Origin of the sequence: Vreelandella halophila (assembly GCF_009856365.1) — a bacterium.
Taxonomy (GTDB): domain Bacteria; phylum Pseudomonadota; class Gammaproteobacteria; order Pseudomonadales; family Oleiphilaceae; genus Halospina; species Halospina utahensis_B.
In genome coordinates, this window is the sequence record NZ_WMEX01000004.1 from 377,060 (window position 1) to 389,693 (window position 12,634).

Consider the following 12,634-nt stretch of genomic DNA (forward strand, 5'->3'; position numbering starts at 1 on the left):
CCACCAGCACCTCAGGTGCCGCTGCTACTGCTGTTACCGTGATCCATTCCTTCTGCCGGGTAGTCACCCCCTTCCTTCAGGCGCCCGGATTTCTCCAGGGCCTTCTTGACCTCGGGCGGCATGTAGTCCTCATCATGCTTTGCCAGGACCTGGTCCGCCCTGAGCATGCCGTCCTCGTTCAGCTCACCAAGCGCCACAACGCCCTGGCCCTCCCGGAACAGGTCCGGCAGGATGCCCTTGTATTCAACCGGCACCCGCCCCTGGTTGTCCGTGATGACAAAGCGGACCTTCAGCGAATCCGGATCACGCTCCAGGCTCCCCTCCGCCACCAGGCCACCGGCCCGGATCCGCTGCTGAACCGGCGCCTTGCCGGTTGCAATCTCGGCGGGGCTGTAGAAGAGATTCATGTTCTCCTGCAGGGCGACCACCGCCAGCGATACGGCCACGGCAAAGCCCGCGAACAGAGCCAGAACGATGGTGAGACGGCGTTTACGCACCGGATGCATTGTGTGTCTTTCCTCCACTGCCATGGCGTTGTGCCTCACTGCGCATGAGGCGGCGATGATGCTTAATGACCTGCCGACGCTGGATAGCGGTGGCAAGGATCAGCCCCAGGATCACCAGTATGAATGTGGCGTAACTGAACCAGACGTAGGCCCCGTGGCCTCCCATCGTGATCAGTGCCTGGAATGAATCGAACTGCATATATCGCCTCCGAGGCCCCTATTGTGCCAGAACCCAGTCCCGAACCCAGCGTGCGCGCCGCTCTCTTAACAGAATGTCATTACGCATGCGCCAGAGAATCAGCCAGGCCACAAGCAGGTGGAATCCCAGCAGGCAGATCAGCAGCGGCACCCACATGCTGGCCGGCATGGAGGGCGCCTCCGTCACCTTGATGGTTGCCGGCTGATGCAGCGTGTTCCACCACTCCACCGAGTACTTGATGATGGGGATGTTCACCACGCCCACAATCACCAGGATGGCGCTGGCGCGTGCACGCACGTCCGGATCCTCCATGGCACCACGCAGCGCCATCACCCCCAGGTACAGGAACAGCAGCAGCAGCATGGAGGTCAGGCGCGCGTCCCAGACCCACCAGGTGCCCCAGGTGGGTTTGCCCCAGACCGCCCCGGTGAGAAGCGCCAGGAATGTCATGGCCGCTCCCACCGCCGTGGCGGAAGCGATGAAGGTGTCCGCCATCTTCATCCGCCACACAAGCCCCACCACACCGGCGACGGCCATGGCCACATAGAGTGACTGCCCGAGATAGGCTGAAGGTACATGGATGAAGATGATGCGGTAACTGTCCCCCTGCTGGTAGTCGGCGGGCGCGAACAACAGCCCCCAGACCACGCCCGCTGTCAGGACAATCAGGGCCGACCATCCCAGCCAGGGCATCAGCCGGCCGGCGATGCCAAAGAACCACTTGGGGGAGCCCAGTTTGTGAAACCATTGCCACATGTGGCGATCCTCAGTTCATTTCACCCATTGGAAACGCTGATGCGCAACGCTCCGGCGATGGCCAGCGGTGCCAGCACCACTGCCAGCGACAGCATGGCCCCCAAAAGGGCCAGATGCCCGGTGATGGAAGCGCCTTCCACGGCGGCCGTCACCGCTCCGGTGCCAAAGATCAGCACCGGCACATAGAAGGGGGTCATGATCAGAACCAGCAGCACACCACTGCCACGCAGGCTCACCGTCAGCGCGGCACCGATAGCGCCAACCAGCACCAGAACGGGCGTACCCACCAGCAGCGTCAGAACCAGAACCAGCCCGGTGCCCGGGCTCAGGTGCAGCATGACAGCCAGCACGGGCACCAGCAGCACCAGTGGCAACACCGTGGTGACCCATACAGCGGCAACCCGTGCCAGTGCCAGCAGCGCCAGCGGCTGGGGGGACAGCACCCATTGTTCCAGATGCCCATCCGCATAGTCATTGCGGAACAACAAGTTCAGGGACAGGAGTATGGACAGCAGTGCTGCCACCCAGACGATGCCCGGACCGGCCTGCCGCAGGAACTCCGGCTCAGGGCTTACCCCCAGCGGGAACAGCGAGACAATGAGTACAAAGAACACCAGCGGATTCATCAGATCCTGGCGGTTGCGGAATGCAATGAGCCATTCCCGGCGCACGGTCTCAACAGCCGCGCGCGGCCAGCCGCTCTCCTGTTCCTGGAGGCGTACCGGAACCCTGGGTTCAGACCGCATCATAGCCCTCCCCCAGTGTCAGTACCTGAACCCCTTCCAGCGCCAGGCGGTGATGGGTCGTCAGGATGACCGCGCCTCCGGCCCGCACGCGGTTGGCAAGCAGGGCCTCGAGTTGGGCCACCGCCTCCCGGTCCACGGCCGTGAAGGCCTCATCCAGAATCCACAGAGGGGCGCTGGAAAGATACAGGCGTGCCAGTGCCACCCGTCGCTGCTGCCCCGCGGAGAGCTGCGCCGCCGGGAGGTCCTCATACCCGGAAAGCCCCGCATCCGCCAATGCCACCATCACCTGCTCAGGCACCGCGGGCGTGCGCATGGCCTGCCATCCGGCGAGATTCTCATAGGCGGTGAGAGAAGATGAAACGCCCGCATTGTGCCCCAGAAACAGCAGATTCGCCTGGTACTGGGTCCTGACCCGGTGCACCGGTTCCCCCTGCCAGAGCAGCTCCCCCTCGAAAGCGGGATTCAGGCCTGCCAGTATCCGTAGAAGAGTGGTCTTGCCCACACCATTGGGTCCGGCGATCCGCCACAGTTCACCGCTGCCGACCCTGAAGTCAAGGCCGCTGAACAGGGGGCGGTCATCGCGTTCACAGTGGATCTGCCGGGCTTCGAGCAGGGTACTGGTCATGGTCCATCCGGCCGGTGGGTTCTGCGGGTTGGGTCTGCCCCCGCCGGGCGCCTATTATATAGAAAACGACCGGCTTTTGCCGCCATCAACGGCCACGGGGAATACCGTCGTGAAAGTGCCTGTTCTTTCGCTGCTGACTCGAACCGGCAGCAGCCAGCCCACCGGAGCCGACCCCGCCCGTCTGGCGACACAGCTTGAGCGCGCGGGGCTGCGTGAGGGCGAGCCCCGACTTGCCCGGATGCTGCAGGCCGAGGGTGGCAGCCGCGCGGCCGGTGACGGCACCCGGGCGGCCCCTGGGACCCGCCTGCTGCTGGAGGTAGGAGGCCAGAAGCTGCCCGTGCGCAGCGACCAGCCGCTGGATACGGGCACCATGGTGAAGGTCATGCGGGCGGGCAATGAACTGCGCCTTTTAGAGAGCCTTCAGCAGCCTTCACGCAGCACCCTGAGCCAGTCACTGGCCAACCGGATTCCCTTTCAGCATGACCTGGGGCAGGGCCTCAGCCGCCTCGCCGCCCAGACCAATGACCCGGCGCTGCCCCAGCAGATCCGTCAGGGTCTGGCCCAGCTTACCCAGCTCATGCCCACGGCACCGCGATCGGTGCAGGGAGCCATGGGCTCAAACGGAGCGCCCCCCCAGTCTGCGGCAACGCCCGGGGTGGGGATAGCAACTGGTTCCGCAACGGTCACCACCAACAGCGCCAGTGGCCCTACCGGACTGCCAGCCCTGGACAGCATGAGCGGCGCCCAGGTCCGTGAATGGATAAGCCAGAGCGGGCTCTTCCGGGAGTCCAGCATGCTCCACCAGCCCCCATCAGGCGCCACGGAAAGCGCTGCCCAACCCCGTGCCGACCTCAAAAGCCAGCTGATCCAGCTGGCCGCCCAGCTGCTGCCCCGGGTGACCGGCACCTCGTCCGATCAGAGCGGCGCCAGCCTTCACCGCCTCATCGGCCAGCTTGGCCCCATGACCACCTCCTCAATGGACGACACCGGCGCCCTGCGCTTCCCCACATCGCCAGCGACCGGCTCCAGCAGCGGCGCGGCCCCCGGCGGCAACAGCAGCTCCATGGGGGCCGGGGAAATGCTCCGGCTCCTGGCGGGCATGATCAATCGGCTGACCGTGAATCAGCTCCATTCACAGGCCGCCAGCGCTGGAGCCGATGCCAATGCCCCCAACCAGACCTGGATCCTGGAGCTGCCCTGGGTATCAGGCAACCAGGAGGTGCGGATTCTCCAGGGGCGTCTGGAGGAGTACGGCCCTCGGGATGCGGACCCGGAGGATGCCAGTGACAGCCGATCCCTTGAGCGGGAATGGCAGCTGACGCTGGCCCTGTCCTTCGATACCACGGGTCCGCTTTACTTTGAAATCAACCTCCGTGGACGCCAGCTCAGAACCCAGGTCTGGGCCGAGAAACCGGCGACCGCCGAGCTGATTGAAAACACCCGGGAACGACTGGAAACGGCGCTTTCGAAACTGGATCTGGACGTGGTACCGGTGGAATGCATGGAGGGACAGCCTCCGGCCCGGATCACCCGGCTCACCCAGCAACTGGTGGACGAACATGCCTGACAACCGCGATCACGAGGCGGCCATCGCCCTGACCTATGACGGCGCGAACGCCCCCACTGTCTCGGGCACCGGCCAGGACGAACTGGCCCGGGAGATGATTCGCGTTGCACAGGAGAATGGGGTGCCGCTCTATGAGGATCCGGACCTGGCGGCCCTGCTCAGCCGGCTGGATCTCGGCGAGGCGATTCCCGAAACACTCTATCGGGTCATTGCCGAGATCCTGGCCTACAGCTTCTATCTCCAGGGATTCACCCCGGAAGATTTCCAGGATGGGAGACGGAAAGGCTAGACGATCTCGTCGGTCCCGGCATGCTCTTGGCTCCGGGTCTGGCCCTTGCGCAAAGCCGACACCAGCTCCGCCTCTGGGCGGGAGATACCGCAGGAGTTCATCAGATCCTCGGTACCGGCACCCAGCTCCACCAGTTTGGAAGCTTCGTCATAGGGCACCCGGAGGGGGTCGTTCAGCCGCATTTCCTCTAGGGCACCACTGAGGCGGTGAAGGGACTGTTCACAGGCCACAAGGCGACGCCCTACCCCCATGCTGCCACTGCTGACCGCGTGCAGCTCCCGGCCCAGGTCATCACAGCGCTGGCGCCAGTGGGCCTCCATACGATTCATCCGGACCCGGTTGGCGACGCCCTGCGCCGCCACCAGTGCAATGGCCAGAGCCGTAACAGCCCAGGGAAGAAGTGTGTCGATCATGTCCATGCCAGCCTCCTTTCGCTGACCACCTAGAGCGCCTCGATCTCGGCCCACTCCTCGTCGGTCAGCATTTTCTCGAATGCCACCAGAATCACCAGCTCACCCTCACGGTTACAGACACCGTGAATGAAGCGGGCACTTTCCTCGTTACCCACATTGGGTGCGCTCTCAATCTCGCTCTGGCGGATGTAGATGACCTCGGCCACAGCGTCCACCAGGATGCCGATTACCTGCTCCTCTGCCTCAAGCACCACAATGCGCGTGGAATCCGTGACTTCACCATCCGGCAGCCCGAAACGCCGCCGGGTGTCGATCACCGTCACGACATTGCCGCGCAGGTTGATGATGCCAAGTACGTAATCCGGCGCCCCGGGCACCGGCGCGATTTCTGTGTACCGCAGCACTTCCTGGATCTGCATGACGTTGAGGCCATAGGTCTCATCCGCCAGCCGGAAGGTCACATACTGCAGCACCGGGTCATCACTGCTCTGCTGGGCCGCGTTCTGAATGCTCTGGGTCGCCATATCCGCCTCTCTGTCCGGGCAACTGTCAATATTTCATCACTGCGCACCCTGCACTATAGAACAGAGCACAAACTGTGCCACTCCCCGCTATTCTCAGCGGTCAAGATCCGGATTGCGCTCGGTTTCCGCTTTCTGCAGAAGTGCAGCCATCCGGGACACATCCAGCAGGGCGCACATTTCCTTTTTTATGGTGCCTGCCAACCACTGCCTCCGGCCACCCTCACTGCGCCACTTCACCTCGTCCGGCTGGACGTGGAAGGACTGGGCCACGTTGTCGCACGCCAGCCCCCAGGCGCTGTCCCCGAGCTGGATCACGAAGCGGTAGCCGTCACGGAACTCATCCCGGTAGCGTTCCGGCATGACCCAGCGTGCTGTATCGGCAACCCTGATGGTATGCCCGCCCACGCGCAGCAAGCCCATGAACCAGTCCGGCCGACCGAACAACGGGGTGAGTTCCCGCTCAAGACGGTGCACCTGCCCCAGCAGCACCAGCGGCACCGCCAGCTGAAGCCCCGCCACCCGGAAAATGAGGCACTCAAACCCCTCCTGGGCCCAGGGCGGGCGACCATTACGCCAGGTTCCCGTCTCCGCAACCGGTTCTGAGGGGGCGTCCACCACCTCGGAAATAACCTGTTGCCGCTCTGGCTCTGGCTCTGGCTCTGGCTCTGGCTCTGGCTCTGGCTCTGGCTCTGGCTCTGGCTCTGGCTCTGGCTCTGGCTCTGGCTCTGGCTCAGCAAGCGTATCAGGTTCGGACAGTGCTTCAACGTCCGGTTCTGGTTCCGGTTCCGGCTCAGGTTCCGGGGGGTCTTCGGGGGCCTGCTCAAGGCTCCGGATGACCGGACTCACCAGCGCCTGGTTCAGAGCCGGTCTCTCCGCCTCGGCCAGCTGCCGGGAGCTGGGCTGGGCCCGGCGCGCACGGGCCCGCCGACGTTCCGGAGCTCCACCATCGCCCTCCTCTGCCCAGGGACTGTCATCACCAGGCGACAGGAGTTCATCAAGGTAATCCCCGATGATGGAATCCGGTCTGTTGCTGCCACGCCCTGCCACTGTCCGGTCTCCTCCGCGGATCTACCGCGCCTCCGCGCTCTGGGGGCTACGCCCGTCATCACCCAGCTTCTCCTGCAGATCGGAGAGCAGGCGGCGATACGCACGTATCCCCTGGGAATCCCGGGAGACAGCCGTCGGCACCACGCCTTTCTGGCTGGCGTCCCGTAAACGTGTGTCCACCGGGATGGCGAACCGCCAGAGCTCGTCGCCGTAATCCCGTCGCAACTGGTTCAGGCTCTGAACCGAGGCCTGGGTCCGCCGGTCGTACATGGTTGGAATGATGGTATAGCCCAGTTCGTTCTTCTGACTCTTCATAACCATCTGCAGCGTATGCAGCATCCGGTCCAGCCCCTTGAGGGCCAGGAACTCAGTCTGCACCGGCATCAGCAGGTGCTGAGCCGCCGCCAGAGCATTAATCATCAGCACCCCCAATGAAGGGGAATTGTCGAGCAGAACATAGTCGTAATCGTCCCAGAGCGTGGACAGCGAACGTGAGATCACCAGCCCCATGCCCGAAACACCAACACTGCGGCGCTCCAGCGTGGCCAGGGCACTGGAGGCCGGCATCAGGTGCAGCCCCGGGTGAGCAGTCTCGGTGATCAGTTGCGCTGGCAGCCCGGGCGCCACCTTTCCCTCGTGCTGGAAAAGGTCGTACACCGAATGCTCAATCGCATCCGGGTCATGGCCGAAATAGGTGGTCACCGAGCCATGGGGATCCAGATCCACCATCAGTACGCGATGCCCCGCATCGGCAAGCAATCCACTCAGTGCAACCACGGTGGTGGTCTTGCCCACGCCACCCTTCTGATTCGCCACTGTCCAGATTCGCACCCTTTACTCCCCTGACGTTCATGGTCCTGCCGCGGCCAACCCTTGCCGCCGGAAACCCGCTGCGGCGGCTCCGTGCCGACGCCGCCCCTTCATTACCGGGTGTCGCCGTCCATTTGACTGCTGACGACGTAGAAGCAGATTCCATGCCAGCTTCAGCGTTGCCCCGGTGCCGCCGGAATGCTCCCCTCCGCGCCAATAACCAGGGTGACACGGCGGTTACGCGCCCGCCCGCGTTCAGTGTCATTACGGGCCACGGGGTGATTGTCGCCATAACCGAGCGCTGCCAGCCGCTCACCATCGATCCCGCTGTCCTCGAGCAGGCGCACCACGGCCCCCGCACGCGCTGCGGAGAGTTCCCAGTTGGAGGGGAACCGGCCGGTTCGGATCGGCAGGTTGTCGGTATGGCCCTCGACCACAATGGCATTATCCTGCGATGCCAGCACACCGGCGATACGCACAATTGCGGTCTGCGCCTCGGGGCCGGGCAACACGCCGCCGCTGCGGAATACCAGATCCCCGGGCAGTGTCACTTCCATCCACTTCGCACCTTCACGGAAACGGATCTGGTCGCTTCCCACCAGCCCTTCCAGCGCACTGCCCAGCTCCTCTCGCAATCCCGGATCGGAGAACCCCTGGTCAGCGCTGCCCGATTCAACCGGGGCGGTAATCGGTTCACCGATGGGGATGGGGGTCATGGTCCGCGGCGCTCCCGTGAACACGCCCTGGACGGCGTCAGAAAGCTTGCGGACCTGATCCTGCTCGGCGGTGGAAATGGCATAGAGAAAAACAAAGAACCCGAAAAGCACCGTGACGAAATCGGCATAGGACACCAGCCAGCGGTCGTTGCTTGGTCCTTCGCTGTCACTGCGGCGGCGTCTCATGGTGGGCTCCTCAGCGGTGCATGAAACCCTGCAGCCGCAGTTCAATGGTGTTCGGGTTCTCTCCTTCCAGCACACTGAGAAGGCCGTCGATCATCATCTCCTGATAGCGGCTGCGGTAATGGACCAGACTCCGGAGCTTGCTGGCCACCGGGAAGCACAGCAGGTTCGCCAATGCGATGCCGTAGATGGTGGCCACAAAGGCGGTGGCGATACCCGTTCCCACCTGGGCCGGATCCTCGAGGTGCGTCATGACCTGGATCAGGCCCATGACCGCCCCGATGATGCCGATGGTGGGCGCATACCCCCCCATGGACTCAAACACCCGGGCGGCTTCCAGGTCGCCCTGCTCCCGGGATTCCAGGTCGGTTTCAAGCATGGAACGGATGGTTTCCGGCTCCAGACCGTCAACCAGCAGCTGCAATCCCTTGCGGGCAAAGGGCTCGGTTTCCTGCTCAGCCACCGACTCAAGGCCAAGAATGCCGTCTTTACGGGATTTCATGCTCCAGCCGACCACTTTCTCAACGCCGTCACCCATACTGACGTCCGGGGGCGAGAAAACCCAGCGCAGCAGCACCGTGGCCCGGCGCAGCACGCCGCTTGGTGTCTGCAGGGTAATGGCCGCAAGGGTGCCGCCAATGACAATCACCACGGCGGGCAGGTTGATCAGCGAACCCAGGGTGCCACCCTCGAGGACGGTCCCCCCGAGCAGCGCGGCAAATGCCAGTATGACCCCAAGCAGGCTGAGCGGATCCATCAGGTGACGCCCTCGATCAGCCGGGCCGCAATCCGGTCCAGCGGCAGCACTTCATCGGTCAGCCCCGCCTTGGCCACGGCCATGGGCATCCCGTAGATCACCGAGGTTTTCTCATCCTGGGACCACACCACGGAGCCGGACTGCTTCATCAGACGGCAGCCCTCCTTACCGTCCGCGCCCATGCCCGTCAGGATCAATGCCAGCGTCTTCCCGGGATAGCCACGCGCGATGGAACCAAAAGTGACATCCACGCATGGCCGGTAGTTGAGGCGGCCATCGTCCGGTATCACCCGGATGCGGCCGGTTCCCCCCTTCTTCTCAACCAGCATCTGCTGTCCGCCCGGCGCCAGCAGTGCGACGCCGGGTTCAAGGGGATCACCATCCTGAGCCTGTCGCACCTTGATGCGGCAGAGCTTGTCCAGCCGGTCCGCGAAAGCCAGCGTGAAACTGGCCGGCATGTGCTGGACCAGGATGATGGGGGCCGGAAAGCTGGCGGGCAGCTCCGCCAGCACTTTCTGCAGGGCGATGGGCCCTCCCGTGGAGGTGCCGATGGCCACAACGTCGTAATGACGCGCCGCCGTCCGGCGCTGGCTGCCACTACTGCTTTCGGCGGGTTCAGACGCCACGGTGGCTGACTGACGGGAATCGGACCGCTGCCGGCGTTCCGGCGTCGCTGGTCGACGGGGAGCCTGCTCACGGGCGGCGGGGGAAGCAGTATCACTGCTTCCGCTCGCCGGCGCCGATCCTGCACCGGCGCCGGTGCCTCCACCACGGCCGGGATGACTCCGCGCCACTTCAAGCAGGCGCTTGCGCAGGATCTCCTGGAGCCGGCTCGAGGAGCGGGCGATCTCCTCGAAGTTCTTGGGCAGGAAATCCACCGCCCCCGCCTCAAGGGCATCCAGAGTCACGCGCGCGCCCTCGTAGGTCAGCGAGGAGAACATCAGGACCGGGGTGGGACGGCTTTCCATGATCTTCCGGACTGCGGTAATGCCGTCCATGACCGGCATCTCGTAGTCCATGGTGATCACATCCGGGCGGTGTTTCTCAACCAGGCTCAGGGCCTCCTGCCCGTTGGTGGCGGTAGCCACGACCTGAAGCTCTCCGGTGGCGGAGAGAATCTCGCTCAGGCGTTTTCGGAAAAACCCGGAATCATCAACAACAAGGACGGAAACCGTCATCCAAGACTCCAATCACTGGGTCCGGCCCGCGGTGCTGCTGCGCCGGTGAGGCGGACCGGTTGTCAGGCGTAATGCTGCAGGAGGCTGGGCACGTCAAGAATCAGCGCTATAGTGCCGTCCCCGGTGATGGTGGCCCCGGCCATACCCGCCGTTCCCTGGAGCATCTTGCCCAGCGGCTTGATGACCACTTCCTCCTGACCGATGAGCTGATCCACCACAAAGCCCACGCGCTTGGTACCGACCGCAACCACCACCACATGGGCATCGGTATCGTCGGTCTCCACGGAGGCACCCTCGACCAGCCATTTCTTGATGTAGAACAGCGGGTACACGTGATCCCTGACCACGATGCACTCACGCCCGTCCACGATGTTCTTCTTGCTCAGGTCCAGATGGAAGATCTCCACCACGTTCACAAGGGGCAGCGCGAACGGCTGATCCTCGAGTTTCACCATCAGCGTCGGCATGATCGCCAGGGTCAGGGGCACCTTGATCACGATGCGCGAGCCCCGGCCCAGCTCCGAGTCGATATCAATGGAACCGTTGAGCTGGTTGATCTTGGTCTTGACCACATCCATGCCCACCCCACGCCCGGAGACGTCTGAAATCTCGGCCTTGGTGGAAAAACCCGGGGCGAAGATCAGCTGGTAGCATTCGTTCTCCGTCAGGCGGTCAGCCGCTTCCTGCTCGTACACGCCCTTCTCGACCGCCTTGCGGCGCAGCGCCTCGGGGTCCATGCCACCGCCATCATCCTCGATCACCAGCTGGATGTGATCGCCCTCCTGCTCCGCGGACAGCGCCACTCGGCCGACGCGCGGCTTGCCGTTGCGCTCGCGCTCATCCGGCATCTCGACGCCATGGTCCACGGCGTTGCGGACCAGGTGCACCAGCGGGTCGGAAAGGGCTTCGACAAGGTTCTTGTCGAGATCAGTGTCCTCACCGCTCATGCTGAGGTTCACTTCCTTCTCGAGGCTGCGCGCCAGGTCCCGGACAACCCGGGGGAAGCGCCCGAACACTTTCTTGATCGGCTGCATCCGGGTCTGCATCACGGAAGACTGCAGGTCCCCGGTAACCACATCCAGATTGGACACCGTCTTCTGAACGCGCCCGTCTTCCAGTTCATCACTGAGGCGTTTGAGCCGGTTACGGATGAGCACCAGCTCACCCACCATGTTCATGATGTCATCGAGACGACGGGTATCCACCCTGACAGTGGACTCCGCGGCAGCAGCAGCCTGGTCCTTGCCACCGCCCCCACCACCGGAAGCGGGCTTCTGGTCTCCGCCTTTCTGCCCTCCGCCGGCGCCTCCGCCCGCGGACCGGGCCGGTTCGTCCGGCGGAGCCGTCGCACCAGCGCTTCCGGCACTGGCCGCCTGGCCTTTATCGGGTGAAGGGGCGGCACTCTCCTTCTCAGGAGCCGCCGAGGCGGGCGCTTCGGGTTCACTCCCAGAGGCGCCACCCTGGCCGGCGGTCTCCGCCGCATCCGGCTTGAACTGGCCGGGACCGTGCAGCTCATCCAGCAGGGATTCGAACTCATCCTCACTGATTTCATCGTCACTGCCGCTGGACTGGGTCTCGTCTACGGCCTCTGAGTTCCCGCCGCCATCAGCACCGCTACCCCCGGTGCTGATGGCATCCGGATCCGCCGGCGCACCGGCGTGCTTCCCCTCACCGTGAAGCTGATCCAGCAGGGCCTCGAATTCATCCTCGCTGATCTCGTCATCATCGTCCGATGAGCCCGCACCCCCCGAGCCGGTGGACTCACCCGCAGGCGCACCGCCAGAAGCCTCCTGGTCCCCGGGGTTGATGGCATCAAGCAGTTGCTCGAACTCATCGTCGGTGATATCCCCTTCCTGGCCCTCGGCCTGTTGTCCTGCCTGCTGCCCCCCGGCCGGCTGGGCGGATCCGGCGCCACCGGTATCCTCGCTTTCCGGTTTCGCCAGCCGCGCCAGCTGTTCAAGAAGCTGTGGGTCGGCGGGTGTGGGCGCCTCGCGGCTGCGGACCTCGTCAAACTGGGTATTGACCACGTCCAGCGCCTTGAGCACCACATCCATCAGGTTCGAATCGACGGTGCGTCCGCCGTTACGCAGCGTGTCAAAGACATTCTCAGCCTTGTGACAGCAGTCCACCAGGGCATCCAGCTGCATGAAACCCGCACCGCCCTTGACGGTGTGGAACCCCCGGAAAATGGCATTGAGCAGATCCATATCATCGGGGTTGTTCTCAAGCTGAACCAGCTGTTCAGAGAGCTGTTCCAGTATCTCACCGGACTCAACCAGGAAGTCCTGGAGGATCTCTTCGTCCGCATCCAACGCCAT

At 64.0% G+C, this 12,634-nt stretch carries 15 protein-coding genes; 2 read left to right on the forward strand and 13 right to left on the reverse strand.

The genetic code is table 11. The features are described 5' to 3' along the window. Positions 1–11: 11 nt before the first annotated feature. The 5 genes from ccmE to ccmA are packed head-to-tail and all read right to left on the reverse strand — an operon-like array spanning position 12 to position 2,832. A complete protein-coding gene (gene ccmE, locus GLW01_RS09420; RefSeq protein WP_160898881.1) occupies positions 12–506 on the reverse strand; it encodes a cytochrome c maturation protein CcmE in 495 nt (164 codons plus the stop codon). Next, positions 490–705, reverse strand: a complete 216-nt coding sequence (gene ccmD, locus GLW01_RS09425; RefSeq protein WP_151439321.1) for a heme exporter protein CcmD — start codon at positions 703–705, stop codon at positions 490–492. The genes ccmE and ccmD overlap by 17 nt, the downstream gene beginning before the upstream one ends. An 18-nt stretch (positions 706–723) precedes the next feature. After that, a complete protein-coding gene (locus GLW01_RS09430; RefSeq protein WP_151439320.1) occupies positions 724–1,461 on the reverse strand; it encodes a heme ABC transporter permease in 738 nt (245 codons plus the stop codon). A gap of 20 nt (positions 1,462–1,481) precedes the next feature. After that, positions 1,482–2,210 carry a heme exporter protein CcmB gene (gene ccmB / locus GLW01_RS09435; protein WP_237416539.1) on the reverse strand — a complete coding sequence of 243 codons (729 nt, stop codon included), beginning with the start codon at positions 2,208–2,210 and terminating at the stop codon, positions 1,482–1,484. Continuing rightward, a complete protein-coding gene (gene ccmA / locus GLW01_RS09440) occupies positions 2,197–2,832 on the reverse strand; it encodes a cytochrome c biogenesis heme-transporting ATPase CcmA (RefSeq protein ID WP_160898882.1) in 636 nt (211 codons plus the stop codon). Before ccmA ends, ccmB begins: the two co-directional genes overlap by 14 nt. A gap of 109 nt (positions 2,833–2,941) precedes the next feature. Between ccmA and GLW01_RS15805 the strand changes: the two genes are divergently transcribed. Next, on the forward strand, positions 2,942–4,399 hold the full coding sequence (locus tag GLW01_RS15805) for a flagellar hook-length control protein FliK (protein ID WP_160898883.1): 1,458 nt from the start codon (positions 2,942–2,944) through the stop codon (positions 4,397–4,399). Next, positions 4,392–4,688 carry an EscU/YscU/HrcU family type III secretion system export apparatus switch protein gene (locus GLW01_RS09450; protein WP_160898884.1) on the forward strand — a complete coding sequence of 99 codons (297 nt, stop codon included), beginning with the start codon at positions 4,392–4,394 and terminating at the stop codon, positions 4,686–4,688. The genes GLW01_RS15805 and GLW01_RS09450 overlap by 8 nt, the downstream gene beginning before the upstream one ends. Here GLW01_RS09450 and GLW01_RS09455 read toward each other — a convergent pair. The 8 genes from GLW01_RS09455 to GLW01_RS09490 all read right to left on the reverse strand — a co-directional run bounded on the left by GLW01_RS09455 (position 4,685) and on the right by GLW01_RS09490 (position 12,634). Then, positions 4,685–5,107 (reverse strand): DUF2802 domain-containing protein, encoded by a 423-nt coding sequence (locus GLW01_RS09455; protein WP_160898885.1) that lies wholly within the window; start codon positions 5,105–5,107, stop codon positions 4,685–4,687. The two genes, GLW01_RS09450 and GLW01_RS09455, sit on opposite strands and share 4 nt — an antisense overlap. Before the next feature lie 23 nt (positions 5,108–5,130). Further along, positions 5,131–5,625 carry a chemotaxis protein CheW gene (locus tag GLW01_RS09460; RefSeq protein WP_151439315.1) on the reverse strand — a complete coding sequence of 165 codons (495 nt, stop codon included), beginning with the start codon at positions 5,623–5,625 and terminating at the stop codon, positions 5,131–5,133. A gap of 93 nt (positions 5,626–5,718) precedes the next feature. Continuing rightward, positions 5,719–6,672 carry a chemotaxis protein CheW gene (locus GLW01_RS09465; RefSeq protein ID WP_160898886.1) on the reverse strand — a complete coding sequence of 318 codons (954 nt, stop codon included), beginning with the start codon at positions 6,670–6,672 and terminating at the stop codon, positions 5,719–5,721. A 21-nt stretch (positions 6,673–6,693) separates the two neighbouring features. Beyond that, complete coding sequence (locus tag GLW01_RS09470) at positions 6,694–7,503, reverse strand: ParA family protein (protein WP_151439313.1); 810 nt, start codon at positions 7,501–7,503, stop codon at positions 6,694–6,696. A gap of 152 nt (positions 7,504–7,655) precedes the next feature. Further along, positions 7,656–8,384 (reverse strand): OmpA family protein, encoded by a 729-nt coding sequence (locus GLW01_RS09475; RefSeq protein WP_151439312.1) that lies wholly within the window; start codon positions 8,382–8,384, stop codon positions 7,656–7,658. 10 nt (positions 8,385–8,394) lie between these two features. After that, positions 8,395–9,138: a flagellar motor protein gene (locus GLW01_RS09480; RefSeq protein WP_077531619.1), complete on the reverse strand. Its 744-nt coding sequence runs from the start codon at positions 9,136–9,138 to the stop codon at positions 8,395–8,397. Next, positions 9,138–10,316: a protein-glutamate methylesterase/protein-glutamine glutaminase gene (locus GLW01_RS09485; RefSeq protein ID WP_151439311.1), complete on the reverse strand. Its 1,179-nt coding sequence runs from the start codon at positions 10,314–10,316 to the stop codon at positions 9,138–9,140. The genes GLW01_RS09480 and GLW01_RS09485 overlap by 1 nt, the downstream gene beginning before the upstream one ends. Before the next feature lie 62 nt (positions 10,317–10,378). Further along, positions 10,379–12,634, reverse strand: coding sequence for a chemotaxis protein CheA (locus GLW01_RS09490; protein ID WP_160898887.1), 2,256 nt, complete (start codon positions 12,632–12,634; stop codon positions 10,379–10,381).